25 protein-coding genes are annotated in these 26468 nt (G+C 68.4%); 14 read left to right on the forward strand and 11 right to left on the reverse strand.

Translation table 11 applies throughout. The features are described 5' to 3' along the window. Nucleotides 1-394 precede the first annotated feature (394 nt). Nucleotides 395-601 carry a hypothetical protein gene (locus tag ABD844_RS28270; protein ID WP_344884462.1) on the forward strand — a complete coding sequence of 69 codons (207 nt, stop codon included), beginning with the start codon at nucleotides 395-397 and terminating at the stop codon, nucleotides 599-601. Between the two features lie 256 nt (nucleotides 602-857). On the opposite strand, the gene ABD844_RS28275 is transcribed toward ABD844_RS28270, so the two are convergent. Next, nucleotides 858-1268, reverse strand: a complete 411-nt coding sequence (locus ABD844_RS28275; protein ID WP_344884465.1) for a winged helix-turn-helix transcriptional regulator — start codon at nucleotides 1266-1268, stop codon at nucleotides 858-860. An 88-nt stretch (nucleotides 1269-1356) separates the two neighbouring features. Here ABD844_RS28275 and ABD844_RS28280 point away from each other — a divergent pair, with 88 nt between their 5' ends. From ABD844_RS28280 to ABD844_RS28300, 5 genes are all read left to right on the forward strand, one after another. Beyond that, nucleotides 1357-2004 carry an NAD(P)-dependent oxidoreductase gene (locus ABD844_RS28280; protein WP_344884468.1) on the forward strand — a complete coding sequence of 216 codons (648 nt, stop codon included), beginning with the start codon at nucleotides 1357-1359 and terminating at the stop codon, nucleotides 2002-2004. Between the two features lie 1305 nt (nucleotides 2005-3309). Continuing rightward, the gene (locus ABD844_RS28285; RefSeq protein WP_344884471.1) at nucleotides 3310-4242 is read left to right on the forward strand and encodes a multicopper oxidase domain-containing protein; all 933 of its coding nucleotides are present in this window, start codon (nucleotides 3310-3312) and stop codon (nucleotides 4240-4242) included. Between the two features lie 225 nt (nucleotides 4243-4467). After that, a complete protein-coding gene (locus tag ABD844_RS28290; protein WP_344884474.1) occupies nucleotides 4468-8412 on the forward strand; it encodes a ThuA domain-containing protein in 3945 nt (1314 codons plus the stop codon). Nucleotides 8413-8495: 83 nt separating this feature from the next. Next, entirely contained in the window at nucleotides 8496-10130 is a 1635-nt protein-coding gene (locus ABD844_RS28295; protein ID WP_344884477.1) for an OmpL47-type beta-barrel domain-containing protein, read from the forward strand. 1052 nt (nucleotides 10131-11182) lie between these two features. Beyond that, complete coding sequence (locus tag ABD844_RS28300; protein ID WP_344884480.1) at nucleotides 11183-11596, forward strand: ATP-dependent DNA ligase; 414 nt, start codon at nucleotides 11183-11185, stop codon at nucleotides 11594-11596. Between the two features lie 48 nt (nucleotides 11597-11644). Here the strand turns inward: ABD844_RS28300 and ABD844_RS53295 are convergent, their stop codons facing one another. Continuing rightward, nucleotides 11645-12067, reverse strand: coding sequence for a 2'-5' RNA ligase family protein (locus ABD844_RS53295; RefSeq protein WP_425568669.1), 423 nt, complete (start codon nucleotides 12065-12067; stop codon nucleotides 11645-11647). Between the two features lie 316 nt (nucleotides 12068-12383). On the opposite strand from ABD844_RS53295, the gene ABD844_RS28305 reads away from it, so the two are divergent. The 3 genes from ABD844_RS28305 (at nucleotide 12384) to ABD844_RS28315 (ending at nucleotide 14152) form a co-directional block, all read left to right on the forward strand. Continuing rightward, nucleotides 12384-12707, forward strand: coding sequence for a DUF6355 family natural product biosynthesis protein (locus tag ABD844_RS28305; protein ID WP_344884483.1), 324 nt, complete (start codon nucleotides 12384-12386; stop codon nucleotides 12705-12707). A 223-nt stretch (nucleotides 12708-12930) separates the two neighbouring features. Next, nucleotides 12931-13695 (forward strand): class I SAM-dependent methyltransferase, encoded by a 765-nt coding sequence (locus tag ABD844_RS28310; protein WP_344884486.1) that lies wholly within the window; start codon nucleotides 12931-12933, stop codon nucleotides 13693-13695. Nucleotides 13696-13969: 274 nt separating this feature from the next. Next, entirely contained in the window at nucleotides 13970-14152 is a 183-nt protein-coding gene (locus ABD844_RS28315) for a hypothetical protein (protein ID WP_344884489.1), read from the forward strand. Nucleotides 14153-14310: 158 nt separating this feature from the next. On the opposite strand, the gene ABD844_RS28320 is transcribed toward ABD844_RS28315, so the two are convergent. Beyond that, nucleotides 14311-14529, reverse strand: a complete 219-nt coding sequence (locus ABD844_RS28320) for a hypothetical protein (RefSeq protein WP_344884492.1) — start codon at nucleotides 14527-14529, stop codon at nucleotides 14311-14313. 29 nt (nucleotides 14530-14558) lie between these two features. Between ABD844_RS28320 and ABD844_RS28325 the strand changes: the two genes are divergently transcribed. The 4 genes from ABD844_RS28325 to ABD844_RS28340 all read left to right on the forward strand — a co-directional run bounded on the left by ABD844_RS28325 (nucleotide 14559) and on the right by ABD844_RS28340 (nucleotide 18415). Next, nucleotides 14559-14792 (forward strand): hypothetical protein, encoded by a 234-nt coding sequence (locus tag ABD844_RS28325; protein WP_344884495.1) that lies wholly within the window; start codon nucleotides 14559-14561, stop codon nucleotides 14790-14792. A 236-nt stretch (nucleotides 14793-15028) separates the two neighbouring features. Beyond that, nucleotides 15029-16204, forward strand: coding sequence for a sensor histidine kinase (locus tag ABD844_RS28330; RefSeq protein ID WP_344884499.1), 1176 nt, complete (start codon nucleotides 15029-15031; stop codon nucleotides 16202-16204). Further along, a complete protein-coding gene (locus tag ABD844_RS28335; protein ID WP_344884502.1) occupies nucleotides 16201-16863 on the forward strand; it encodes a response regulator in 663 nt (220 codons plus the stop codon). Before ABD844_RS28330 ends, ABD844_RS28335 begins: the two co-directional genes overlap by 4 nt. Nucleotides 16864-16942: 79 nt before the next feature. After that, nucleotides 16943-18415 (forward strand): serine hydrolase domain-containing protein, encoded by a 1473-nt coding sequence (locus ABD844_RS28340; RefSeq protein ID WP_344884505.1) that lies wholly within the window; start codon nucleotides 16943-16945, stop codon nucleotides 18413-18415. 36 nt (nucleotides 18416-18451) lie between these two features. Here ABD844_RS28340 and ABD844_RS28345 read toward each other — a convergent pair whose 3' ends face one another. From ABD844_RS28345 to ABD844_RS28360, 4 genes are all read right to left on the reverse strand, one after another. Beyond that, nucleotides 18452-18853 carry a hypothetical protein gene (locus tag ABD844_RS28345; RefSeq protein ID WP_344884508.1) on the reverse strand — a complete coding sequence of 134 codons (402 nt, stop codon included), beginning with the start codon at nucleotides 18851-18853 and terminating at the stop codon, nucleotides 18452-18454. Nucleotides 18854-18903: 50 nt separating this feature from the next. Further along, nucleotides 18904-19719, reverse strand: coding sequence for an SAM-dependent methyltransferase (locus ABD844_RS28350; RefSeq protein ID WP_344884511.1), 816 nt, complete (start codon nucleotides 19717-19719; stop codon nucleotides 18904-18906). Between the two features lie 94 nt (nucleotides 19720-19813). Continuing rightward, on the reverse strand, nucleotides 19814-20269 hold the full coding sequence (locus ABD844_RS28355; protein WP_344884514.1) for a (2Fe-2S)-binding protein: 456 nt from the start codon (nucleotides 20267-20269) through the stop codon (nucleotides 19814-19816). An 11-nt stretch (nucleotides 20270-20280) separates the two neighbouring features. After that, complete coding sequence (locus tag ABD844_RS28360) at nucleotides 20281-22599, reverse strand: xanthine dehydrogenase family protein molybdopterin-binding subunit (RefSeq protein ID WP_344884517.1); 2319 nt, start codon at nucleotides 22597-22599, stop codon at nucleotides 20281-20283. An 80-nt stretch (nucleotides 22600-22679) separates the two neighbouring features. Here ABD844_RS28360 and ABD844_RS28365 point away from each other — a divergent pair, with 80 nt between their 5' ends. Then, the gene (locus tag ABD844_RS28365; protein ID WP_425568672.1) at nucleotides 22680-22775 is read left to right on the forward strand and encodes a hypothetical protein; all 96 of its coding nucleotides are present in this window, start codon (nucleotides 22680-22682) and stop codon (nucleotides 22773-22775) included. A 222-nt stretch (nucleotides 22776-22997) separates the two neighbouring features. On the opposite strand, the gene ABD844_RS28370 is transcribed toward ABD844_RS28365, so the two are convergent. From ABD844_RS28370 to ABD844_RS28385, 4 genes are all read right to left on the reverse strand, one after another. After that, nucleotides 22998-23363 carry a hypothetical protein gene (locus ABD844_RS28370; protein ID WP_344884520.1) on the reverse strand — a complete coding sequence of 122 codons (366 nt, stop codon included), beginning with the start codon at nucleotides 23361-23363 and terminating at the stop codon, nucleotides 22998-23000. A gap of 83 nt (nucleotides 23364-23446) precedes the next feature. Beyond that, nucleotides 23447-24340, reverse strand: coding sequence for a hypothetical protein (locus ABD844_RS28375; RefSeq protein WP_344884523.1), 894 nt, complete (start codon nucleotides 24338-24340; stop codon nucleotides 23447-23449). A gap of 109 nt (nucleotides 24341-24449) precedes the next feature. Then, on the reverse strand, nucleotides 24450-24845 hold the full coding sequence (locus tag ABD844_RS28380; protein WP_344884526.1) for a peptidase inhibitor family I36 protein: 396 nt from the start codon (nucleotides 24843-24845) through the stop codon (nucleotides 24450-24452). Between the two features lie 693 nt (nucleotides 24846-25538). Beyond that, a complete protein-coding gene (locus ABD844_RS28385; RefSeq protein WP_344884529.1) occupies nucleotides 25539-26207 on the reverse strand; it encodes a helix-turn-helix transcriptional regulator in 669 nt (222 codons plus the stop codon). Between the last annotated feature and the right edge of the window lie 261 nt (nucleotides 26208-26468).

Genomic DNA, 26468 nt, shown 5'->3' on the forward strand with positions numbered 1-26468 from the left:
CTGCGTCGGTTCGTAGCGGATCCGGACGCGTCTCCCGCGCCGAGCCTCGTAAGACAGGACGATGGCACCCCGGACACACACCCCCGCATCACTTGCATTGAGCCACATCAGTTTGCGTGTGCCAGGACATCAGATCTGCTGAGCCGCTTCAACTTCGCCGAGCCAGGACATTCTCGCGAACATCGATCATGCTGACGGCCACCAAGCGCGGTCAAAACTCACGAGCAAGTGCGGTCAGTTCCCACGAACAAAACCAAACCGCGGAAAGCGAGAAACCGCAGCTCAGACCTAAATCCGTTGGATTTCCGCCGTTGCTACGGGGCTACTTGCCAGCGAGAGCATCGCCGACGAGGACCTGAGCAAACGACATCACCGAGTTGAGGAGGACTTCGACGTGGAGGCCATCCCGGCCCGCACATCCGTGCTGGTGCCAGATCCCATGGGATGCGAGACAGCGATCATTGATCCGGCCACGCTCCTTGCGGTGCCGAGCAAGGTGCCGCCGAGGGTAATCGAGACGTACCAGCGCGAACCCTCCCGCTTCACGCTGATCGTCTTCATCCGGCCCTTGACCGGCCGGTGCTGGTGCCCCCGGACGTGACCGATTCCCTGCAGCCGCACGAGCGTCGCAGTGGGGTGCTCGGGCTGCGCATCCCGCCGTCAGCCATCTCCGTCCTTCGGCCAGACGACGATGTCGAACCAGCCGTGTTCGAGAGAGGCGACCCGGCCCGCCCGGTCCGGGTGCGGGAGCGGTTGGCGGGGGACCTGGGCCGGGCCATCCCCCTGTACGAGGCCGCCCTGGCCGACTGCGAGCGGGCACTGGGCTCAAATCACCTGGTAACGAAGGACTTGCGCGCCTACCTGTCCGTGGAGTCAGGGGGAGGTTGGTCCGCGTGGTCGTAGGCTTCCTGCGACGCCGACACCTCGCCGAGGTGCGCGATCGCCCATTCCTCCAGCGCGCGCAGCGGTTCGCGCAGAGTGCGGCCCGCCTCGGTCAGCGCGTACTCGACGCGGACCGGAACCTCGGGGTAGACGGTACGGCGTACGAGCCCGTCCCGTTCCAGTCCGCGGAGAGTCTGGGTGAGCATCTTCTGCGAGATGCCCTCAATGCGTCGGCGCAGTTCCGAGAACCGAACGCTGCCGTCCCACAGGGCGCCCACGATGAGCACCGTCCAACGGTCGCCGATGCGATCCAGGATGCGGCGGGTCGGACAGTCCGCACGATAAGGGCTGCCGCGGAGCACCGACTCGGCCTGAGTGGTTACCACAAAGTGCCTTCTTCCGATCAGAGAGCTGCTCTCCTATGGTAACCACAGGGCGTCGCCTGACGCCATCCGTCCCGGAGAAAGGCACCTCGTGTCCCGTATCACCGTCATCGGCGGCACCGGCTACGCCGGTTCAGCCATCGTCGCGGAGGCCGCCGCTCGCGGCCACCAGGTCACCGCGCTGAGCCGCTCGCTCCCCGACGCGCCGATCCCGAGCGTGGACTATGTCCAGGGTGACGCCGCCGAGGAAGCAACCCTCTCAGCGGCCATGGAGGGTACGGATGTCGTCGTGGCCGCACTCGCGCCACGCGGCCCGCTGGCCGTCACCTTCCGCGACGTCTACAGCACCATCGCACGTCTGGCCGATGCCGCAGGCCTACCCCTGTACGTCGTCGGCGGCTACTCCTCCCTGCGCCCCGCACCCGGGGCGGCCCGCTTCGTCACCGACCTCAGCCACATCCCCGCAGAGCTCCACGACGAGATCCGCGCCGGAGCCGCGCTCATCATCGAGGACCTCCCGGCCACACCCCCGACCCTCGACTGGGTCTTCGTAAGCCCGGCGCTCAGGTTCGGCGCACATATGCCCGGCGAACGACTCGGCCGCTACCGGCTCGGCGACGACGTCGCAGTCCAGCCGCAGGACGGCGGCGCGATCTCCGCCGAGGACTACGCCCTCGGGTTCGTCGACCTGATCGAGAAAGGCGACCACCACAGGGCACAGGTCAACCTCTGCCACTAGCGCGGGCAGGAGCGGCAGGCGATGCCGAAGACCACCTCTCGTGTCCGGGTGCTGCGCCGTGTCACCCCGGCCGGGCCCATGCCCCAGGTTCAGCGCTGGACTCGGCACTGGCCTGCCCCCGCTGTCGTTCCATTCCGGCGTTCGGCACGTCCGATGGTGCAGGCTCGCCGTCGCGGTCGCCAGCGAGTCGTCGACGACCAGGGCCGGCGGTTCGTCTCCGAGGAATCGTCCGCAGGTCTGGCAGTCGGCGGCCCACAGGCACGCGCACACGTCGCGAACCCTCTCCTCGCCGAGCTTGTCCAGGATGTCCTGGTTCACCTTGATGCTGGTCGGATGATTCATAACGCGAATTTTCAAGATTCTCCTCGCGATTCTGCGAGGCGCGAGAGGGCGCAGGTCAGATGCCTACTGACCAGCCGTTGCGGTCGTTGAAGAGTCCGGCGGCGTGACCTTTTGTGCTGTTGCCCGTCAGGTCGGAATCATCTGGCTCGCGATGGCGAGACCGGGTCGTGGAGAAGGTCGGGCCGCCGGTTGACGAAGATCTCCAGCAGTGGCCTGTCGTGCGACTGGAAGGAGATGATGGTCGTCCCCGTACAGGTCCGAGGGCGTCTTGGTGGCGCTCCCGTCCACCAAGGCATCCGGGGGATCCGTCGTGCAACGCCTGCAGTTTCCCGATCTCGCGATGGGAAGCCGCCCTTCACCCGCGGGCTTAGGCGGGACGGAGAAGGCCACGTGCATCCCCCGCCGGCATCCTGTGGGCCGTGATGGCCACTTCCGACGCGATCCCCGGCACCTTTTGCACGAGCTTCGACACAAGCCCTGAATCGCTGCACAACGGGATCGGAGCGGCTGGGCGCTGTGTTCGGCCCCTGCGGAGCCGATGGCCGGCACAGACGGTGACGGACCGTCAGGAGGAGGGCCGGCGAGAGGCGGGGGCGCGGACGTGAGGGATGTGGGGAAGTTCGATCTTGGGGTCACGGGTAACAACCGCATCCACCTTTGGCCAGAAATCAGCGGAAGTTCCGACTCTTCCAGTGCTACTTATTGACATTTCGCCGAAAATGGCGCGTACTTCGATCGAATGTCGGTTTTACTACCCCCCACAACATCACCCGATCACGACGCGACCGGTCCAGGCCAAGACCCACGTCGCGAACGAACGCAGTGTCCCGAGCACCTGCAAGTCACCCTCACGCAAGCGTCACCGATTGGGGAACCATGACCGAGGTAGGCAGAGGCACGGCGAAAAGCCTGCTCTCCCGGCGTGCCTTCACCACGTCCGCGGCGGCTGCCGCGTTGGCACCATTGGTCACAGCGAATCAGACCGCCGCGTCGTCCCAGGCCGGCACGACCATGGGCGCGGTCCGCCGCATCACCCTGTACGCCGAGCGACTGGAGGACGGCCAGTTAGGCTACGGCCTGGAGCCCGGCAAGGCCACGATTCCCGGGCCGCTCATCGAGATGGTCGAGGGCGACACGCTTGAGATCGAGATGGTCAACAACCTGGACGTGACGGCGAGCCTGCACGTCCACGGGGTGGACTACGACGTGGCCAGCGACGGTACGAGACTGAACGACAGCGTGGTCGAGCCCGGGGGCCGGCGCACCTACATCTGGCGCACCCACGCGCAGGGCAGGCGCGGGGGCGGCGCCGGCATCGAGCCCGGCAGCGCGGGCTACTGGCACTACCACGACCACGTGGTGGGGACCGATCACGGCACGGGCGGCATCCGGCAGGGACTGTACGGCCCGCTGGTGGTCCGGCGGAAGAAGGACGTCAGGCCGGACAAGACGTTCACCGTCGTCTTCAACGACATGATGATCAACAATCGCCCCGCGCACCACGCGCCGGAGTTCGTCGCCAAGGTCGGCGAGCGGGTGGAGTGGATCGTGATCACCCACGGCGAGCTCTACCACACGTTCCACATCCACGGGCACCGCTGGGCCGACAACCGCACCGGCATGCTGGAGAGCCTCGAGGACCCGAGCCGGATCATCGACACCAAGATCACCGGGCCCGCCGAGTCGTTCGGCTTCCAGCTGATCGCGGGCGAGCGCGTCGGCCCGGGGGCGTGGATGTACCACTGCCACGTCCAGAGCCACTCCGACATGGGGATGGCCGGCATCTTCACGGTGACGGACGCGGACGGGAACGTGCCGGGTCAACCGGGCGGTGGTCACTCGGGCGGCGGTCACTCGAGCAGTGACCCCGCGGGCGGTGACCACGCGGGCCACTGACGGCCGCGCACAGCCCGGCCCGGCCCGGGCCGCCCCCGAGACCGGATCCGGTCGCCCCATGCCGTACCACCACGGCCCCACGCAGACGTCGACACCCCGGACCGCGGCCGACCCCGAACTCGTCCGCAAATGGTCCCGAACCACCCTCGATCCCAAGGAGCAATGATGGGTCGAACAGGCCATTTACCGCCCCGACCACCCGCCTGGCGACGCGTACTGATCACGATGTCGAGTGCCGTCCTGGTGCTCGGACTGGCGCCCCCGGCCGCCGTGCCGGCCCAGGCACAGGCACAGCTACAGGCACAGGCCCCCGCCCCGGCCGCCAAGAAGCCCGCCGTCAACGTGCTGGTCTTCAGCGGTCAGGCCGCGCAGCAGGACGACCCGGTGCGGGCGGCCGCGACGGCGATCAGGGAACTGAGCAAGAAGAACGGGTTCTCCGTCGAGGAGGCCCAGGATCCGGCGGTCTTCACCGCCGACAATCTGGCGCGGTTCCGTGGCGTGGTGTTCCTGTCCGCCAACGGCGTGAGCCTGGACGAATCGCAGCTCGCCGCCTTCCAGGCGTACATCAGGGGCGGCGGCGGGTTCGTCGGCATCCGCGACGCCGCCCGCGCGCAGGTGGACTCGGCCTGGTTCACCGAACTGATCGGCACCCGTCCCGTCGGCGCCCTCCCCATCGCGGAGAAGGTGACGGAGACCGCGGCGAGCGCGGAGAACCCGCCGAACGAGACCAAGGACAAGGTCTTCGACGGGGACAACGACACCAAGTGGCTGGCCCGGACGCCGACCGCGTGGGTGCAGGGCAAGCTGGACAAGCCCGTCGCGGTGGCGCACTACGCGCTGACGTCGGCCAACGACTCCCCCGGCCGGGACCCGAAGGACTGGACCCTCCAGGGCTCGCAGAACGGGACGACCTGGACAGATCTCGACAAGCGCAGCGGGGAGACCTTCCCCCAGCGGTTCCAGAGCAAGGAATACAAGTTCGAGAACACCACGGCGTACCAGTACTACCGGCTCAACGTCACCGCGAACAGCGGTGAGCCCCTGACCCAGCTCGCCGAGCTGCGGCTGTTCGGGCCCGACTCCGCGCCTCCCCCCGCGCCGAAGGAGCAGAAGGCCGTCGTGGACATCCTCGACCGCCGGCATCCGGCGAACGAGGGACTTCCGCTCACCCTGTCGCGGACCGACAAGTGGCTGAGCTGGAACCCCAATCCGGTGGGCAAGGTCCACACGATCGCGCAGGTCGAGGAGTGGACCTACAACCCGAGCATGAACGGCAACGGCCCGTTCCACCCGGTCTCCTGGTGCCGTGACTACGACGGCGGCCGGTCCTTCTACACCGGCATGGGCGGCACCGCGGCGAGCTACACCAGCGACAAGCAGTTTCGCACGCACCTCGCCGGCGCCATCCGGTGGGCGACCGGCATCGTCCGGGGCGACTGCCAGGCGACCATCGCGGCCAACTACACCACGGAACGGCTGACCGCGCCGAACACGCAGGGCCGGCTCGACCAGATCGGCGAGCCGCACGGCCTGACCATCGCGCCGAACGGCAAGGTGTTCTACATCGGCAAGGCGGCCTGTGCCACCGGCCCGGTCCCCGACTGGAACGACCCGAAGGTGGGCCTCGGCTGCGGCACCATCCACCAGTGGGACCCGAGGACCAAGCAGGTCAAGCTGCTGACCACGCTGCCCGTCATGGGCAACCGCGGCAGCGGCGACGAGCTGGTCAAGAACGAGGAGGGCCTGGTCGGCATCACCCTCGACCCGGACTTCGCGGAGAACGGCTGGATCTACGCGTACTGGATGCCGCACGCGTCGATCGACCGGGACAGGCGCATCGGCAAGCGGACGGTCTCCCGGTTCGACTACGACTCGCGGACCCAGACGATCGACCAGAGCAGCCGCAAGGACCTCCTGCAGTGGGACACCCAGATCCACAGCTGCTGCCACGCGGGCGGAGGCATGACCTTCGACGAGGACGGCAACCTCTACATCGGCACCGGTGACAGCAACTCCTCCGGCGGATCCGGCGGTTACTCCGGGAACAACTGGACCCAGGACTACAAGGGCACCTCGTTCCAGGACGCCCGCCGTACCTCCGGAAACACCAACGACCTCAACGGCAAGATCCTCCGCATCCACCCGGAGCCCGACGGCACCTACACGATCCCCGAGGGCAACCTGTTCACCGGCGAGGAAGAGGGCGGCGGCAAGACCCGCGCGGAGATCTGGGTGATGGGCGTCCGCAACATCGCGCGGCTGGAGTGGGACAAGGAGAACGACTGGATCACGGCCGGCTGGGTCGGCCCGGACGCCGGCGGCCCGAGCGAGACGTGGGGACCGGCCAAGTACGAGACCGTGACGGTTCTCACTTCCGCCGGCAACCAGGGCTGGCCGTACTGCATGGGCAACAAGCAGCCCTACCGCGACCGCAGCAACAGCGACGCCACCCAGCCCGCCGAGTGGTACGACTGCGACAACCTGAAGAACACCTCGCCGCGCAACACCGGCCTCGTCGACATCCCGCCAGCGCGCGACAACATGATCTGGTACTCGCCGCAGGGCGGCGGCCCGGTCTACCCGGAGCGGCAGGACGGCAGCGGTCTCCCGACGTACAAGCAGGGCGAGGAGACCTTCACCATGCCCTACCTCAAGGGCGGCGGCCAGGCGGTCATGTCGGGCCCGACCTACCACCGCTCCCAGACCGACACCGACAGCGGGGTCGCGTGGCCGGAGTACTGGGACAACAAGTGGTTCATCGGTGACGAGTCCAACGGCAACAACCGCATCGCCGTGACCGTGAACCCGGAGACCGCCCGGGACGCGGGCCGGCCGGCGTTCGCCGAGGACCTGCGGAACATCATCCCGGGCGGCGGCGGCGCCAACCAGCTCCAGTCGTGGATGGACGCGAAGTTCGGTCCCGACGGCGCGCTCTACCTGCTCGACTACGGCAGCGGCTTCTTCAGCCTGCACGCGAACCAGAAGCTGGTCCGCGTCACCTACAAGGGCGGCCCGGCGACGCCGAACCCGGACGCCGCCGTGGCGCGTCCCGCCCGGCAGAACGCCGAGCCCAGGACGATGACGTTCTCCAGCGCCAAGGCCGGCGGCGTGGCGTGGGAGTGGGACTTCGGCGACGGCAGCGCGCCGTCGAAGGAGGCCGCCCCGACGCACACCTACGCCGGCTTCGGCACCTACGAGGCGACGCTGAAGGTCACCTACGCCGACGGCGAGCAGGCCACCGGGAAGATCGCTGTCACGGTCGGCTGCGCCGCGCCCGACGCCCGGCCGACGGTGCAGTTGCTCGACGCCTTCACCGGCGTGCGCAACAAGGCGGCCGGCGGCGGCTGCACGATCAACGACCTGATCGACGACGAGCGCGACTGGAAGAACCGCAACCAGTTCGTCCAGCACCTCGACACCGTCGTGAGGCAGCTCCTCAAGGACGGCGTCATCACCGCCCAGGAGGCGGAGGCGCTGCGCACCGCCGGCGCCAAGTCGGAGGTCGGGAGGGTGACCGGGTACCAGCCCATCTTCGACGGCACGGCGTCGTCGCTGCTGGGCTGGAGCCAGGCCCCGTCCGGGCGGTTCGCCCTCCAGCCGGACGGCACGATCCGCAGCTCCGGCGGTCTGGGCATGCTGTGGTACTCCGACAAGGCGTACGCGGACTTCTCGGTCCGGCTGCAGTTCCGTGACAGCTCGCCCGACCCGCATCGCGCCAACAGCGGCGTCTTCGTCCGGTTCCCGGACCCGAGGACCCCGCTGGAGCAGCGTCCCGCCGGAAGCTGCGGCACGGTCGGCGCGGCGCGCACGTCACCCGCGTGGGTCGCGATCTTCTGTGGCCACGAGATCCAGATCTACGACGGCGACACGGGCGAGCCGCAGAAGACGGGCTCCGTCTACAACTTCTCGCCCAACGGCCTGAACCGGGCCGGGGCGACCCCGAAGGGCCAGTGGAACGACTACGAGGTCCGGGTGGTCGGCCAGCACTACACGATCATCCGCAACGGCACGGTGATCAGCGAGTTCGACAACACGCCGGGCAAGGCGTCGTCCCGCACCGGTGACCCGCCCACGGACCTGCGCCAGTTCATCAGCGGGTTCGTCGGGCTGCAGAACCACGGCAACAACGACGTGATCGACTTCCGCAACATCCGCGTGCGCGAACTCTAGGACGGTACGCCGGCCGGGTGCCGGGCCGGGGAGCCTTCTCCGTGCCCGGCGCTCCACCCCAGCTCGGAAAGGTGCATCGACACATGCATGTCGGATCTCTCCCCTCCCTCGTGATCAGAGCCTTACGGCGGGCGTCCGGAGCGGTGACGGCGCCGCGCCTCGCCGTGGCGCTGCTCGCCGTGGCGCTTCCCGCGCTCTTCCTGACGTCGTTCCAGGCCGCCGCGCAGCCCCGTACGCAGCTCACCGCCGCGCAGGCGGCGGACCAGGTGCTCACCTGGACCGCCGACGACAGCATGACCGCGTACAAGTCGGCGCCGGAATCGGCGACGGCGGGTCCCGCCACCATCGTCTTCGAGAACAGCGCGGCCACCGGCAACACCACCGGCATGACGCACACGCTGACGTTCGACACCTCCACCCCCGGCTACAACCACGACGTCAGCCTCAACATCATCGCCAGCCCCTTCGACGCCAACGGCGGCCGGCACATCGCCCAGGTGAACCTCACCCCCGGCAAGTACCGCTACTACTGCGTGATCCCCGGTCACGGCCAGATGACCGGCGAACTCGTCGTCACCGAAGGCGGGGGCGAGGACACGACCGCACCGCAGGTCTCCGCGCAGGTGGCGGGCGACCAGGACGCGGACGGCAACTACGTGGGCGCGGCGACGGTGACGGTCTCGGCGAGCGACACCGAGTCCGGGGTGGACACCGTGGAGTACGCGCTCGACGGCGGGGAGTTCGCGGCCTACTCGGCCCCGGTGTCGGTCAACCAGGTCGGGGCGCACACGGTGACCTTCCGGGCCACCGACAAGGCGGGCAACACCTCACCCGTGGACTCGGTGGCGTTCACGGTGGTGGCTCCGCAGGAGGAGGACACCACTCCGCCCGAGGTCACCGGGGAGGTGACCGGTGACCAGGACGCGGACGGCAACTACGTGGGCGCGGCGACGGTCACGGTCACGGCGAGCGACGCCGGCTCCGGGGTGGACACCGTGGAGTACTCGCTCGACGGCCAGCCGTTCGCGGCGTACACGCAGCCGCTGACGGTCAACCAGCCCGGCGCGCACACGGTGACCTTCCGGGCCACCGACAAGGCGGGCAACACCTCACCCGTGGACTCGGTGGCGTTCACGGTGGCGGCCTCGCAGGAGGAGGACACCACTCCCCCGCAGGTCTCGGCGCAGTTGTCGGGCCAGCAGGACTCGGCGGGCAACTACGTCGGCTCGGCGACCGTGATGATCTCGGTGAGCGACACCGAGTCGGGGGTCGCCACGGTGGAGTACTCGCTCGACGGCGGGCCCTACACCGAGTACCCGTCCCCCGTGTCGGTCAACCAGGCGGGCGCGCACACCCTGTCGTACCGGGCCACCGACAAGGCCGGGAACACCTCGCCGGTGGCGACGCTGAGGTTCACCGTGGTGGCTCCGGAGGACGACACCACGCTGCCGCAGGTGTCGGCCGCGATCACCGGCACCCAGGACTGGGCCTGGAACTACGTCGGCTCGGCGACGGTGAAGCTGACGGCGAGCGACGTCGGCTCCGGGCTGGACACTGTGGAGTACTCGCTCGACGGCCAGCCGTTCGCGGCGTACACGCAGCCGCTGACGGTCAACCAGCCCGGCGCGCACACCCTGTCGTACCGGGCCACCGACAAGGCCGGGAACATGTCGGTGGGCACGGCCAAGTTCATGATCGTGGAAGCCGGCGGCGAGTAGCGCCCGCCGCCGGGCAGGGCTGACGCCCGCCCCGAGAGTCGAGTCCGTCAGCCGGCCCGGGCCCGGCTGACGCCCCGCGCGAGGTCGGCGTTGCTGGGCGTGGAGCAGGAGCCCGTCAAGGGCAGCCTGATCCGCGTCCAGGTCGAGCGCCTGCCCGACGGCCGCGCTCCGCACCAGGCGCTGTGACTGTGGCACGCCGGCCGCACCGTGCTGGCACTGAGCGAGATCTGGCGGGCCTACCTGGCCCGCTTCGACGAAGAGCACACCTTCAAAACCGCCTACCCCGGATCGACCGCTCACCCCCGGACGGGTGTGCCGCGGATTTCGCACCACCCACCGCCTGCTCGGCACTCCCGCAGCCGCCGTCGAGCTTGGCGAGTTCAGCCTTCGATGCCGACTCAACAGATCGCCGTCCGCGCTGTACAGGACGTGTGGCGGCCCTGGGTGCGCAGTTCCTTGATCCTCCCGCCGCCGAACCCGGCAGGCCACCCGCCAACGAGCCAGACCCGACCGGATGAGCACCACCGTGGCCACCCTTACCACCGGTAGGGCTGCGACTGGTCGGCAGATCGACTGTGGCGTACCTGGCGGTGCGCCTCGCTCAGGCAGCCGGCCAGCGGCAGGACGGAAGCTGCCGGTATCCATAAATGCTGGTGCGTGGGTAGAGCCAGGAACATGAGCAAAAAGCGCCAAGTACACCATCCAGGCACGAGAGTGGAACATAGCGGGATCTATGAGTGCGACCTGGGATGCGACCACAGCACGGACGTGAAGGGCCACGTCTTCCCGCCGATGCCACATGGCTGCGAAGGCAAAGGCTGGGTCATGCGTACGCCGACCCCGGCACGTACGAGGTAACGGCCCGCGGCTGAGAGCACCTGGCCGGACCTCCCTCAGGCCGTGAGGCCGGAGGCGCATGAGACTGCCCGCGATCATTGCCCCCATGCAGGCCAAGGCTGTCAAGCGCCTGCCAGAGGGGCGTCGGGAGAGTACCTGCACGAGCCGAAGCTGGACGGCTCCCGCAGCCTGGCAGGGCCGACCGCAACCGGGTAGTGAACCTGCAGTCGCGCAACGGGGCCAGGTTCAACGAGGTCTTCCCCGAGGTGGTGTGGGCGTCATTTGAGCACCTCCCGGCCGGGACCCTCATGGACGTGGAGATCGTGCGCTGGTCGGAGGCCGGGCGGCTGGACTTTGCCGCACTCCAGCGTCGCAACGTTGCCGGGCCGCGGGCGGCCGAGCAGTTGGCCCGTGTCCAGCCGTGCCACTTCGTCGCCTTCGATGTCCTGAAGTTGCGCGGCCGTGACGTGACCGGCAGACCGCTGGTTGAGCGCCGTAGCCTGCTGGAGGAGTTGTTCGCGCCACGTCCCGGCGGCCGGAGTGCTGGCGTTGGGCGTGCAGACGGCCGACAAGGGGCAGGGCTCGCGCCTGGTACTCCGGCCTGCACGCCGTCGGCGTGGAAGGGCTGATGATCAAGGCGGCCCGCTCGCGCTACGAGCCTGGGGTGCGAGGCTGGCTCAAGCTGAATTCTGCCGGGGTGACGATCTTGAATCTTCTGTTTTCCGCAGGTGGCAATGCACTCGACCGACCATCTTCGTGCGCGACGGGTGTTGCAGAACGATGCTGCTGGGTCTTCGGGTGTCAGTGATCCCAGTGGCAGTGATCGTGGCGGTGACAGGCTGGTAGTCGTGCAAGAGCCCGATCGCCGTGGTACGGCCGACGCTGTCCAAACCCAAAGCGAGGGTGCAGTGCGGCACCCAGTTGCCGGGAAGGTAGTGCGACCAGTGCTCCACCGCCTCGTCGGCAAGCGCTGTGTGAACCCGGGCGTGGCAGGCCAATAGGTCCGCCGTCACAGTCGCTGTGAGAAAGAGGGTCCCCTCGTTCCTGGGGAACGTCCCCAGAACGTAAAGATCCACGACTGGAGGGCGATCGGCCGGCACCGACTCGTCCAGCCACTGGTGCAGGCCGGGGAGCCTGCGACGCTCCCCGCGTTGATCCAGGCGCGGCCGTACTGCTCATCGGCGGCAACCCACCAGCGGTCGGCGCGGTGGCAGTCGAGGTTGGCATTACCGAGGTGCACGCTGGCCTGCTGCCGCAGGACAAGGCGGCCGCCGTGCAGGCGCCGCAGTGCGACGGCGGACGGTTTCTTGACGCCACATAACGAGGCGACAGAAAGAAGACAGGTTCGTGAAAGGTCGATAGTGCAACATCAATGCAGAAGCTACCCATTGGCTGGACGAATGAGAAAGGATCCGCATGTCCGGACGGGTTTTGAAGACTTTGGCCGCTGTGGCAATCGCCGCCGGAACGCTGACCATAGCGGGTGCTCCCGCACAGGCCGCTACCTCATCGACCGCAGCTTCTCCATCCCTTCAGGCGTGCGGCTACGACCCTGTCGGAACGTGGGCTTACTACAACCACTGCGATAGTAGGACTTGGGTCGTTATCCGGGTGGAGATGGCATTCGCGGACGATTACGACCGGTGCGTCGGCCCCGGACGCACCAGCCTCGGCGGTCGTAGTCTCGGCGGCCTTACCCCCGGCGTCACCTACGCCTACTACGTCGACAGGACATGCTGAGCAAGACGCCTCAACAGTTATGGCTGCGGAATTGAGTGAGGGTGTGAGGCTGCCTCACCCCCTCACACCACCGGACCCTAAGCGGCCTGACCGAGGTTCGCTTTCCTAAGGTCTCGCCCGATAAGCGCGCCGGGATCAGCGGCGCACTTCGCCGCGACCGCTCGGCGCCGTAACCCGAAAAAGCAGTGGCCGCGCGGGCTCGGGGCCACATACGTTCGCCTCCATGGTTGACGCAGCTTTCGGGCATCCGCGCCTCGCCGCCATCTACGACCCACTCGATCCGGACCGCAGCGATCTCGACGCGTATCTCGCGATGGCGGAGGAGTTCGGCGCGCGGTCCGTACTGGACATCGGGTGCGGTACGGGCGTGTTCGCGCTGCTGCTCGCCGAGCGCGGGACTACGGTCACCGGGATCGATCCCGCGCGGGCGTCCGTCGACGTCGCGCGTGGCAAGCCGGGCGCGGAGCGGGTGCGCTGGCTCGACGGCGACGCGGGGGACCTGCCGCCCATGCAGATCGACCTGGTGACGATGACCGGGAACGTCGCCCAGGCGATCGCCGATCCGCAGGCATGGCGTACGACGCTGCGCGGCGCGTACGAGGCGCTGAGGCCCGGCGGGCGGCTTGTCTTCGAGACGCGCGATCCGGCGCAGCGCGTGTGGGAGGAGTGGGCGGAGTGGACGCGCGAGACCACGTACCGCATGACGGACATCCCGGGCGTCGGCCACGTCGAGACCTGGGCCGAGCTTACGGACGTGAGCCTGCCGCTGGTGAGCTTCCGGGGGACGCATGTGTTCGCCGCGGACGGGGACATACTGACCTCGGAATCGACACTTCGCTTCCGCGAACGTTCGGAGATCGAGCGGGACTTGCACGAGCACGGCTTCGTCGTCGAGGACGTACGCGACGCACCCGACCGGCCGGGCAGGGAGTTCGTGTTCGTAGCGCGGCGCGATACCGCAGAGCCCGTCCCTCCCGGAATGCCCTAGAGAGCGTGCGCACCAGCCTGCGGCGGCGTCGCCTGGGGCCACGGCGGAGACATCTACGGCTACGAGACCCGCAACGCGGCGACCGAGGACGGCCGCGCCGCCACGGTCGCCGTCACGGCCCTGCCCACCTCCGAGGAGGCCATACTGCACGTGGTCGACGCCATGGACACCGCCCTCTACGCCGCCAAGCGCTAGCCACCGGCTCCAGGGCACCGGCCTCAGCTAGGAGTACCTGCGCCTGCCCGCGCTGGAGCGCCACCTGACCATGGTCCACGTGGAGCCCATCGGCCCCGGCCGCTCGGCCCCGCTCGCCCGCCCCGACGAATACCACGTCGACCGCTACTCCGAGTTCCTGGCCGCGCGAGAAGGCGAGCAAACACATGCCCTACAACAGCTCCACCGACAGCTCCGCCGGTGGTTCGACGTAGGCTGGCGGCGGCATCCCGCGCTGATCTGAGCGGCCTACGAGGCCGGGGTGAGCGTGCCGCCGGGGCACCTCACCGGCGAGATCCGGTAGCTGGCCGGTGCGGGCGGGGCAGCCTGGTCTAACCACCGGCTGGTCTGGGCTCGACGTCAGACCATGATCAGCAGGTATGACTTGACGTCAGGCCGTGATCAGCGCTTGGGCGCCGGAGGGAGCTGTAGTGCGGCCTTCTCCGGGTCGAGCTTGGTGGTCACCGTGCTCGCAGCCGGAGCCTCGATCGAGACCTTGGCGCCCCACTTGGTGTAGCGCATCTCCATCGCGGTCTTGCTCACGCCGGTCTTCTTGTTCTCCAGCCGCGTGGTCAGCTTGACCGGCAGGCCCGAGGAGCCGACGGCGAGCGTCCAGTTCAACCTTCACACCGGAGTCGAGCTTCCACCACATGGTGGCGCGGGACCAGTCCGAGGCTTTCAACAGGTCCGTAACGCTCATCGACCCCTTGTACGTCGACCCGCTCAGCTTGGAGCGTGCCAGCAGCACCTTCAACGTGCTCGAGCCGGCCGCGTTCACGAAGCCGCCGAAGAGGGCGGTCATGCCGCTCGTCCAACCCGCCGACTGCTTGTACCACGTCTTGCCCTCGGGCAGGCCCGCGCTCATCGGGCCGCCGCTGACGTAGGACGTCCGGCCAATGCGGATCGTGCGCTCCGGCTTGCCCATGGCGGTGGCCAGGGCGCTAGGGTCCTCGCCACCGCCGAAGTCGTCGGCCGGCCTTCGATGAGGCAGCCCGTCGGCGGGCTTCGCCGGCGGGTTCGTGGCCGGGGCGCCGGAACCGGCCTGCCCGCTGCTGGCTATCCTGTGGCACGTCGAGCCAGGTACGGCTCCCCACCACGAGCCCACCGGAAGGCGACGACCATGACAGCCTCCCAGCGCCGGAGCACATGGCCGGCGACGACGGTGGTGGCGCACGTGGTCCTGGCTCTCCTGACGGTGATCATCCTGGCGGGCGTCTGGCACCTCGGCGCGGACCTGTGGCAGATCGTCGCCGCGGCGGGTGCTGGTGTCCTGCTCCATGTGGGAGCGGTGGTGGCCCATCGACGGCCGTGGGTGGGGTACGCGATCGGCGCGCTGGCCATGCTCGTCATGGTGATGATGCCCTTCCTGGGTTGGTCACCGAGCATGCTGCCCTCGGCTGTGTGCTTCCCCCTCACGTTGTGGCGGCTGACCAGCCTGGTCTCGGTCAGGTCCTCGGTGGTTGCGTTGGCCGTCGCCGCGCTCGGGATCGTCCTCACCGAGGTGGTGGCGTGGGCCCGGCTGCCCCCTGACATCCCTGGGTGGGCCCGCCTGGTCGAGGGCGGGCTGCTGATGCTCGTGGTCGGCGGTGTGTGGCTCGCGGCCCTGCTGGTACGTCGCAGGCACGAGGCCGGCCGACGAGCCGAGAGCGAACGACTGGCCGCGGCGGTCGCGGACGAACGGGCCAATATCCGCCGCGACCTGCACGACGTGATCGCCCACACGGTCACCGTCATGGTCGCGCGGATCGAGGCCGCGGCGGTGACGACGGCGGATCCGGCGACCCGCCGCGAACTCGGCGACATCGCCGAGGTCGGCCGGGACGCCCACCAAGGTCTGCGAGCGATGCTGGCCACCTTGGGCCCGGCCACCGTGGCGCCGCGCGCCGCTTCCCGGCCCAGAGAGGTCCCGATCTCGCTCGATGCCCTCCCTGACCTCGTGGCCTCGGCGGGGAGCCCGCTCCATGCGGTGACGTTCGCGGAGGTGGGTGAGCGACGGCCACTGAGCCTGAGTGCCGAGGTCGCGGCGGTCCGGACCGTGCAGGAGGGCATCACCAACGCGCTGCGCCACCTCGAACCACCGGTCGAGGTGACCGTTCGCCTGCGCTGGACCCCGGCCGAGGTGGTGGTGGAGGTGCGCGACGACGGCGGCAAGGAGCTTCGCGACGTCGGCGGCCAGGGGACCGGCTTGATGGGGATCGAGGAACGTGTGCGTACCGCAGGTGGCACCCTGTCGATCGACGACGGGGACGACGGGTGGGTGCTGCGGGCGAGGCTCCCCACGAAGGAGGGGGTATGACCGGGATCCAGGTCATGCTCGTCGACGATCAGGAGCTGCTGCGGGCCTCGCTCCGAACGGTGCTGTCGGCCGACGAACGCATCGAGGTCACCCACGACGTCGCGAACGGCAGCGACGCGATCGAGGTCGTCCGGCGGCACCGCCTCGACGTGGTCCTGATGGACATCCGCATGCCGCGCATGGACGGGGTCGCCGCCACGGCGGAGATCGTCAGGATCGCACCGGCGACCCGGGTGCTCATGCTGACGACGTTCGATGATGACGAACTGGTCGTGGCCGCCATCCGGGCCGGCGCGAGCGGCTACCTGACCAAGGACGTCCGGCCCGCCGCCCTGGCCCAGGCCGTGTGTGACGTCGCCTCCGGGACGTCGGCGCTGGCCCCGGGGGTGGCCGCGACGATCCTCGATCTCGTACGGCAGGTGCCGATGCGGAGGACGGCGGCCCTGGACGGCCTCACCCCACGCGAGGTCGAGATCTTCGGCCTGCTCGCCCGCGGCAGGTCCAACAGCGAGATCTGCGCGGAACTGGTGCTGAGCGAGAACACGGTGAAGTCGCACGTCCGGGCCATCCTGCAGAAACTGGACCTGCGCGACCGCGTGCACGCGGTGATCCACGCGTACGAGAACGGGCTCGTGGGTCGCAACGATCTGCCCGGCTGAGATTCCATCCTGCCGGGTGGTGCCGTCTCACCCCTCGGGGTGATGCCCGGCCGGTGACGCCCGGCCTAGGTTCGACGTCGTGCATTTCCCACTTCTGCGCTTTCCCCGTGTGACCTCCCTCCTCGTCCTCGGCGGTGTGCTCGTCGCCGTGCTGCTCGGCTGGACGGCACCGGCCCATGCCACCGGCGAACGACTGGTCGACGACTACCGCTCCGTCTTCGGTACGCCGGGTGTCGCGGCGGCCGTGATCGACGGGTCGTCGGTCGAGACGATCGTCCGCGGCCGGGACGGGGACGGCAACGCGGTGACGGCGCGGACTCGGTTCCGGATCGCGTCGATGAGCAAGTCGATGACGGCCTCGGCGATCATGCTGCTGGTCGACCGTGACCGCGTCTCCCTGGACGACCCGGTCATCAAGGTCCTGCCCGACTTCAGGATGGCCGATCCGCGCTTCACCGGGATCACCGTGCGCCAGCTCCTCAGCCACACCTCGGGGCTGTCGAACAGCACGAACGACGAGTACGTGTTCCCGCCTCCGCGCAGTCCGCGGGAAATCGTGGCCGGGCTGGCCGACAAGACTTTGGCCGCCGATCCGGGTACCCGCTCGGAGTACCACAACACCAACTACTCGATCGCGGCGAGGATCGTCGAAGTGGTGTCGGGCAAGTCCTTCGACGCCTTCCTCCACACCGAGCTGTTCACGCCGCTGGGCATGACCGGCACCAGCTCGACGCTGGGGTGTTCGGATCGTGCCGAGGGCGTGCCGTCCGGGTACGAGGTCGTTCTCGGGGTCGCCCTCGCGGCACCGGAGATGCCGGGGATCTGCGCCGGCAGCGGCGGGGTGATCTCGACCCTGGACGACATGGTGCGGTGGCTGCGCTTCAACCAGGCAACCTTCGGGCCGGACCTGCTGAGTGCCGACTCCCTGACCGAGTTGCACACCGTCCAGCCGAAGGCCGGCGATTACGCCCTCGGCTGGCAGTCCCGCCCCGTCGCGGCGGACGCCCCGCCGTCGGTGATCGGCCATGGCGGAACGCTGGCGACGTGGACCGGGGACATGGTCTTCTCGCCCAAGACCGGTGTGGCCGCCCTCGTCCTCACCAACAGCGGCGGCGACCCCAGCCTGCTCTCGACCAACCTTCTCGCCGAACGGATCGGGGCACCGGCAACGCCGATGAGCAACCCGCTCACCGTCGTGAACACGGTCCTGCTCGGGCTCACGGTGGGGATGGCCGCGCTGCTGGTCACCGCGGCCGTCCGAGCGCGCCGCTGGGCCTCGCGACGCCGCGCGGCGCGCCGGCCGAGGCTGGTTCTGCGGCTCGTGCCGCTTGCCCTGGTGACGGTGCTGGGCACGGTGCCGCCGACGCTGATCTGGGGGGCGTTCAGCGTCCAGTACTGGATCGTCACCCTTTGGCTGCTGCCGCTGCTGGCGCTCTTCTGCCTCACCTGCAGCGTGCTCGGGGCGGTCGCGCTAGGCCGTCGCCTCTGGTGCTTCCGCCGCGCCGGTCAGACGGCCTTCGCACCTGTACGGCCAGCCACGGCGAACGGCTGACCTGGGGCGGCAATCTGGCCGGAACACGAGAACGCCTCATGAGGCGGTGCCAGCTCCCCCAATTGAGCGCCGCCCAGCGAGGCCACCGACGCGCAGGTGATAGAAGCGTCGCGGCATGACCCTGATCGCTTCGGTGCCGTCTTCGATCGCTACTTCGCCTCCGATCTGGTTGCCGAGCATCATCGTGGAGAGGCGCGCAGGTATCGGGCGCCGGTCAGAAGCGCCGATGTCGGGGAGATCGGCAGTCATGACGAGCGCGTGGCGCAACGGGTCTCCGCGGCGGGCCAGACCGACATGCATCATGCCGGCCAAGTGTCGGAAAACGGCTACAGCATCGATCGCGATCGGACCACAAGGCCCGAGCCGGGCGGCGGGAAACTCAGCCGACAACGGGCGACCAGAAGGGCTCCTGCGCCGGCGCCCCGCCTCGACACCCATGGCAGCGATTCTCCGCCGGAGGTGCCGGCAGCGGTCTGGCGCGGCGGTTGTCAGGGGACGCGTCCGACGGCGCCGAGGAAGCCGGCGCCCCCCGGGCCGCTGATCGCCAGTTGCCCCGGGCCGTCGGCGCGCCAGACGGCCGGCGCCACCAGGCCCGGCTCCAGCAGTTCCAGGCCCTCGAAGAAGGAGGCGATCTGCTCGCGCGAGCGTGGGGCCAGGCCGCCCGATGTGGTCCCCCGGTAGATCGCGCGGCCTTTGCCGACGTCCTCGCCGTTGAGTCCGCCCGCCGTCACGTGGGAGAGGATCAGATGGCTGCCGGAGGGAAGGGCTTGGCGGATGTCACGCGCGATGCCGAACGCCTCGTCGTCGTCGGGGATGAAGTGCAGCACGGAGACCAGGAGCACGGCCAGAGGACTGCTCAGGTCGAGATGCTGAGTGATCTTCGGGTGGCCGAGAATGGCCTTGGGGTCGCGCATGTCGCCGTTCACCACGATGGTGCCCGGCGTGGTCGCCAGCAGGGCGCGGGCGTGCACGAGCACGATCGGATCGTTGTCGACGTAGACCACCCGGGAGCTGGGATTGGCGCGCTGCGCCACTTGGTGGACGTTCTCCTGGGTCGGCAGGCCGGTGCCGATATCGAGGAACTGGCGGATGCCGAGCTCGGCGACCGCGCGTACGGCGCGGCCCAGAAACGCCCGGTTGTCTCGTGAGATCTCCTTCGCATTGGGCGAGATCTTGATGATTCGCGCGGCAGCTTCGCGGTCGGCGGCGAAGTTGTCCTTGCCGCCGAGCAAGTAGTCGTACATCCGGGCGACGCTCGGCACGGTGGGATCGATACCTGCTGGAGCCCGTTCCTGCTCGGTCATGCGACTCCTAGTCTGACAAAGACGATGATCTACACCACATTACCCACGATCTATCCAAAGATCATTCGGGCACCCGAGGGTCGCGCCGGGGCCACTACATTTTCGCCGCCGCGCTCTTGATCGCCTCCCGGATCCGGAAGTAGGTGCCGCAGCGGCAGACGTTCTGGATCGCGTCGATCTGGGCGTCCGTGGGGTTCTTGGTCTCCCGCAGCAGTGCCACCGCGGCCATGATCTGGCCCGGCTGGCAGTAGCCGCACTGCGCGACGTCCTGCTCCAGCCACGCCTCTTGCACCGGGTGCAGCCGGTCGCCCTCGGCGAGCCCCTCGATCGTGGTGACCTCCATTCCCTGGGCCTCGGCCACCGGGACGACGCACGGGTTGATCGCTTTTCCGTCGAGGTGGCTGGTGCACGCCTTGCAGACGTCGATGCCGCAACCGTACTTCGGGCCGGTCACGCCGAGCCGGTCGCGTAGCACCCACAGCAGGGGCAGGTCGGCCGGCGCCTCGACGGCGACGGTCTTCCCGTTCACCGAGAAGGTGTATCGGGGCATCTCGTGGCTCCTCAGCGGGGGAAGGGGGTGAAGTCGACCTCGAAGTCGATCGGGAAGCTGCGCGGCTTGGTGCCGGTGGCCCGCGCGTAGGCGTTGGCGATGGCGCCGACCGCGGCGGGCACGCCGAGCTCGCCCGCGCCGCCGGGCTCGCCGTTGGCCGGCATGATGAAGATCCGCACGTCGGTCGGCGAGTCCTGCTGCCGCGCGTAGCGGAACTGCGAGTAGCTGCCTTCCAATGGCAGCCCCTTGTCGATGTGCAGGCCCGCGCGCAAGGTGGTGGAGATCGCGTCGGTCAGGCCGCCGAGCAGTTGCGCCTCCAGCCCGCTCGGGTTGATCGGGCGGCCGACGTCGGCGGCGATGACGGCCTTGACCACCCTCGGCCGGTTCGGATTCCGCACGTCGATCTCGACCAGGCAGGCGGTGCAGGACTTGTACTCGTCGTGGAACCCCACGCCCTGGGCGCAGCCCGCCGGCATGTCGCGGCCCCAGTTCCCCTCCTTCGCCACCTTGTCGAGCACGGCGCGCTGCCGGGCGGTCTTGAGGAACTCGCGGCGGAAGGCCACGGGGTCCTTGCCCATCTTCCGCGCCAGTTCGTCGACGATGATCTCCTCGGCGCCGCGGGTGTTCGCCGACCACACCGACCGCCAGCTCGCGGTGTGCATTTTCAGCGGCACCTCGTTGAGCGACTCCGTGACGACGCCGAAGCGGTAGGGAACTTTCACCGTCAAGTGGAAGACCGTCGCGGCGAAGGTCATGTTCCCGGCCACCGGGAGCCTGGTCGCGGTGGCGGTGAGAAACTCGCCGACGCCGTGCCGGAAATCCGTCTCCACGGCGGCCACCCGGTGCTCGTACGTCAGTACCTTGCCGCGCGTGTGGGTGACGCGGATCTTGTGGTGGCTAGCCGGGCGGGCGCGACCGTGCCGCATGTCGTCCTTGCGCGACCACATCAGCTTGACCGGCCTGCCCATCGCCTTGGAGATCCGCGCCGCCTCGACCGCGGCATCGGGGAACAGCTTGCGGCCGAACGAGCCGCCGCTCTGCGTCACGTGCACGGTGACCTGCCGCTCCGGCAGGCCGAGCGCCGCGGCGACGTCCTGCTGTGCGAGGACCGGCGACTTCAGGCCGGCCCAGATCTCGGCCCGGTCCTTGCGCACGTCGGCAATCGCGCAGTTGGTCTCAAGCGGCGCGTGGCTGACGAACGCGAAGTCGAACTCCGCCTCGATGTGGTCGGTCAACGGCGGCACCGCGGGAGGCGGCGCCGCGGCGCGCAGGCGCTTGCGGATGTCGGCGTCGGACAGGGCGTCGATCGTCCCGGCGTTCCAGGTGACATCGAGCGCCTCGACGGCGTCGACCACCTGCCCGAACGTCTCACCCATGATCGCGACACCGGTCGGAATGACGGCGAGGTCGATCACGCCGGGCATGCGACGAACGGCCGCCTCGTTCCGTACCGACCGCACGGTGCCGTTGATCGTCGGCGGGCGCCGCACCATCGCCGGCTTGGCGCCCGGCACGTCGAGGTCGAGCGCGTACCGCAGTTGGCCGGTGACCATCGCGCGGGCGTCCACGCGCGAGGTCGCGGTGCCCACCAGCTTGTGCTCGGACTCCGGCTTGGGCCTGGCGGTGATCCGGGACAGGGGAAGTTTGGCCGCGCGGGTCGTGAGCGAGCCGTACGCGGCTCTGCGCCCGTCCGGTGAGACCACCACGCCGTTCCGGGTGACCAGCCGGCCGGCCGGCACGTCCCACAGCTCGCCCGCCGCCGCGACCAGGCGCGCTCGCACGGCGGCGGCGGCCTTGCGCACCGGATCGTAGAGCGAGCGGATCGAGTTGGACCCTCCGGTGAGCTGGTTCAGCAGCAGTTCGGGCCGTGCGTCAGCGAGCCGGATGCGCACCTTGCGCAGCGGGAGGTCCAGTTCCTCCGCGACCAGCATCGCCACCGCCGTGGTGATGCCCTGGCCGACTTCGGCTCGGGGCAACTCGACCTGAACCTCGCCGCTCTCGGTCACCTCCAGGACCAGCATCAGGTGCGCGGTCGGGGTTCCGGCGAGGATGAGCGCGTCGCCGGCGTCCAGAATGTCGGCGGGTTGCGGGACGCTCGAATCGGCATCCGCGGGGGCGGTCGTCGCGCCGAGCGCGAGGGTCAGGGTAGGCGCGGCGACCAGCACTGTCAGAAAGCGGCGCCGGTCGACCGCGCCTTCCTCGTGCTGGGTGGAACTCGGGGCAGGACCGCCCATCGGATCCTTTCTGAACATGATTACTACCCTTCCTGACAGGAAGAGAAAAGTCGGAGAGATCGGATAGGTTACATCGGCAGGCCCCGCACCCGCCATGCGTTGACGGCAGAACGCTTGCCAAGATCGAGAGTCGGACGCCCGCCGGCGGGTTCCTCCAGCTCCAGGACAAGGCGGCGTTGTCGAACCTCGGCAAGGCGCTGGCCGAGGAGTTCGGCGCCCGGGGGCTGCGGATGAACACGATCTCACCCGGCCCGGTGTGGACAGACGTCTGAACATCCCCGGCGGCATGCTCAGAACGCCCTGAACCGCCCTCCCCACCAACGACCGATTCCGCGTGCATGGACGACCGGCAGCACCAAGTAAGCCTTCGATGCCCCGCTCGCTGCGGGCTTCACAACCGAACTCGACCAGACCCACAACGAGATCGGAACGCTTACCGCCGAGCGAGACGGAACCGCGCACCGAACTGCAGCACCTCCACAGCGGAACCGACATCAGTCGAGCGTCCACTCGCCCTTCTGATCAGCGAAACCCGAGTCGAGCCCGTACTGGAACTTCACCGACTTCACCGACTCGGGGTCCTCGGCCGGAGTGGCCGGGTTGATGAACTGGTCCACCGTCACCGCCACCTTCGGACCCGGGTCCATCCCCTCCAAGGTGATCGACCCCCCGACCGTCGCCGTGGACGGCTGCTGCTTGGGCTGCTCCTGCGCCTGTTCCGCCGGCGGCTGGCTGGATGGTAAGACCGCTCCCCGGCCGGGGTCCGCCTCGGTCACCACCGCGTCCCTGCCACTGGGAGCGAAGACCAGCACCACGGCGGCGCAACCGCCGGGCAGCAGAAGCGGAATCCCGATCGCCAACGTGAGGATCAGCGCCGTGTTACTGCGCCACGGAGGGGACGGCGGCTCTGCTCATTGTGCGAACCATGGTCGGGGCAAGAGCGCTAGCGTTCCAGCGACTCCAGAACCGCTGCTACGTTCCTCTCGCGGGCCTGTGTAGCCTGCCGCAAAAGCTCCAGCTCTGTGCGGTTCTCGGCGATGTTCTTCTGTTGAATCATCACCTCCGCGCGCCGTGCCACATCCACCATGTCGACCTGGTACTTGCATATGACGTCCGCGGTGGCCACCTCTCGCTCCTTCGCCGATACCGTCGGGGTGTTCAGCTTCCACGCCTTGTCGGCGATGGCGTCGTCGGGAGAGGCGTAGGAAAGTCCACGAGAGCGCATGCATGTCTGCCATGACTTGTTCACGGCTTGTACGCTGGGTTGATTTTTTGCGGCGTCAAGGGACGCTCTGTCGAGACGAATAAGCAATTGCTCGTCGGTCTTGCCGACCGAGCGTTCGAGCCGATGGTAAGCCCACATGGCACAGCCATCATCTGCGGGCCGGCCGGAACCTCCCGAGTTCCCAGCCTTATTGGTGCCGAAGAATTTATCAGCCGCACGTGGATTCTTGAGGATCTCATTTCGCTTGCGCAGAGTCAGCTGTGATTGGGCGCTGACCGGGAGATGGTAACCGATGCGTTCTGCGACATCTGGATCGATCACTCCGTAGCGGCGCCGCTTGACGTCGAATCCAGGATTTGGCTGCGGCGGCACGTACCAATCGAATCCGGCGTTATTCATGCACGCGCGGGCGAGTAGATCCAACGCCCGGTCGTAGCGAGAACGCGCCTCGCCGGTGAGTTCGTAGGCGTCGAAAGGCAGGCTCAAATCAACGGCAGCGGCACGCTCGGCAGCACTCGACTCGCGGCCGTCCAGAATGGTGTGGCATCCGATGCCGCTCAGCGCGATGATCGATGCAATAACCAGCATCACAGCTTTGATTCGGTTTCTCATCACCGTTCACCAGAAGAATATGGATGAAGGGGGGCCGGGATGCCCTGCGATGCCGGACTGAACGAGACGGTGCCCGGGATCTGGCGAGGTCCCGGGCCAGAGGTATGGTTCAGCAGCTCATCGTGTGCGCGCTCGCCATATTGTCACCCAGATCGGTGTCGTCCCTCACGTTGTCAATGATGCGGCCGGCCGAGATGCGGGCGACAGCTCCGGAGCCACCGACGTGCTGCCAAAGCTGAACCTGGCAGGCCTTTCTGTTCCAGGCCGAGCTTGTCTCGTTGTCGATCCCATCGGTGGTGCCGAACCAGGAGTTGTCCTTGTAGTTGGTGTCGGGGCCCGTCCAGTCGACAATTCCTCCGCTACGGTTGTAGTTCTCGTACACGCAGAATTCGCCCGTCTCGCAGGAGCCATTCTTAGGCGCTGCTTGAGCGGTGGTGGAGAGGGCTGCAGTGGCGGCGACCACGGTGAGGACGACGAACCCGGCTCTGCGCATGGTGCGAACCATGATGGAGATCCCTTTCTTGAGCGTTCAGGACGTGAGTATCTCTCAACGACCTCTGACGTGCTGCTCTGTCAAAAATGCGCCCTTGGCCGTTGTGGATTCAGATTGCCAGAACTGCTGGACAAGGTCATTAACGCCCAGTCCACAATATTTTGACCGTACATCCACTTCCGACTTAATGAATCGTTTGTTAACCACGTGGAAGTATTTGTTCAGTGGTGCGATCTGGAGGGAGTGCCCATGTCCCCACCGCGGTGACCGGCCCACGCGGAACCCGTGGCTCTCACGATCCCTTCGCGGCGGGACCGACCAAGTGGCCTGGCGCCCCGGTCCGACAAGACAGCGTCCTGACGATTACGGACGACGCCGGAGCCGCCCGCCACACCCTGCCCGGCCAGCGAGCAGATGAGCAGCCCTGGGTCTACGATCTCCTCAGCTAGAACTACGACAACTGCGCGGTAGAGTGGCCCTGCGACCAGCGCCGCTGTATCGCTGCCGACTGGATGGGCGCCTCCCAGCGATACCTGGAACGCCCGGCCGAGGCCCGGCTACCGGACCTGCTGGGAGACACGCCGGTGTCCGCCCTTTCCGGCAGCTTGTCGGGCGCGTCGCGGCCGCCACCTTGAGGGTCTTCCCGCATCGTAGGACGGCGTACGCGGCCAGGGTCGTTGGACAGGTCGCGGCACTCCCACGGGTCTATGCTCGCTGCGGGAAGTCGTCCCCAGCGTTCCATGAAGCTTGCTGGCGATGCACCTGGCGTCTGAAGGTGCTCGCCGAGCTCCCGAACGCGCGGCGGAACGCCCGGCTGAAGTCCGAGGCGTGGGAAAAGCCCCATGCTTCGGCGATGGCCTGGATGGGGACGTCGCGCAGGGCGGGGTCGGCCAGATCGCTTCGGGCGCGCTCCAGCCGTTGCTGCCTGATCCAGGCGGTGACCGTGTGGCCGTGTCGCTGGAAGAGCCTGTGCAGGTAGCTGACGGAGATGTGGTGAGCGGTGGCCACCGCGCCGGGTGTCAGACCGGGCTCGCGAAGGTTCTGCTGGATGTAGGCCTTGATACGTCGGGTGAAGGCGCTCAGGCGGGGATTGTCGTGCGCGGCGGTCGAGGTGGTCTCCAAGGAGTTGAGGAGCAGCGCACAGACCAGGTCCAGGAGCGCCATACCCACCCGCGGGCCGTCGGCGGGCCGGAAGCCGGGGCCGTGGTCGCACAGATCGGTGACGAAGGCGATCAGCAGCCGGTCGATCCCGCCCGTGGACGTGATGGGACGGCACAGCAGTTCGTCCAGGTCCTTGGCGGGCACGTTGACCAGGGCCTTCGGTACGGCGACGCAGGCGCTCTGAAGGGCCGTCGCGTCATCTGCGGGACGCAACTCGCACGAGATCACGCATGCCGCGTCGTGAAGGAGCAGTACACCAGAGCGGGAGCCGCGCAAGGGAACGAAAAGTCGGAACGAGTCATCGGAGAACGGTTGCGATGCACAGCCTGAAGCGCCCGTCGTGACCTGTTGCCTCTTCGTCACGCGGAGGCCGCCGAGCTCTATGTGCTCCGCTGTCATGGGCGCGGCAGCTCAGCGAGCATGTCCTGAGGACTCCGGTGACGCGCCGGTCTCGCGGCCGGTCCCCCGTTCCCT

The organism is Nonomuraea antimicrobica, from assembly GCF_039536965.1.
GTDB classification, from domain to species: domain Bacteria; phylum Actinomycetota; class Actinomycetes; order Streptosporangiales; family Streptosporangiaceae; genus Nonomuraea; species Nonomuraea antimicrobica.

Coding starts and splice junctions, on each gene's coding strand:
- ABD844_RS28290 (WP_344884474.1), top strand. CDS start 4,468: ATGTCGAGTGCCGTCCTGGTGCTCGGACTGGCGCCCCCGGCCGCCGTG.
- ABD844_RS28295 (WP_344884477.1), top strand. CDS start 8,496: ATGCATGTCGGATCTCTCCCCTCCCTCGTGATCAGAGCCTTACGGCGG.
- ABD844_RS28305 (WP_344884483.1), top strand. CDS start 12,384: ATGTCCGGACGGGTTTTGAAGACTTTGGCCGCTGTGGCAATCGCCGCC.
- ABD844_RS28310 (WP_344884486.1), top strand. CDS start 12,931: ATGGTTGACGCAGCTTTCGGGCATCCGCGCCTCGCCGCCATCTACGAC.
- ABD844_RS28325 (WP_344884495.1), top strand. CDS start 14,559: ATGGTGGCGCGGGACCAGTCCGAGGCTTTCAACAGGTCCGTAACGCTC.
- ABD844_RS28330 (WP_344884499.1), top strand. CDS start 15,029: ATGACAGCCTCCCAGCGCCGGAGCACATGGCCGGCGACGACGGTGGTG.
- ABD844_RS28335 (WP_344884502.1), top strand. CDS start 16,201: ATGACCGGGATCCAGGTCATGCTCGTCGACGATCAGGAGCTGCTGCGG.
- ABD844_RS28345 (WP_344884508.1), bottom strand. CDS start 18,853: ATGGGTGTCGAGGCGGGGCGCCGGCGCAGGAGCCCTTCTGGTCGCCCG.
- ABD844_RS28350 (WP_344884511.1), bottom strand. CDS start 19,719: ATGACCGAGCAGGAACGGGCTCCAGCAGGTATCGATCCCACCGTGCCG.
- ABD844_RS28355 (WP_344884514.1), bottom strand. CDS start 20,269: ATGCCCCGATACACCTTCTCGGTGAACGGGAAGACCGTCGCCGTCGAG.
- ABD844_RS28360 (WP_344884517.1), bottom strand. CDS start 22,599: ATGGCGGGTGCGGGGCCTGCCGATGTAACCTATCCGATCTCTCCGACT.
- ABD844_RS28375 (WP_344884523.1), bottom strand. CDS start 24,340: ATGAGAAACCGAATCAAAGCTGTGATGCTGGTTATTGCATCGATCATC.
- ABD844_RS28380 (WP_344884526.1), bottom strand. CDS start 24,845: ATGGTTCGCACCATGCGCAGAGCCGGGTTCGTCGTCCTCACCGTGGTC.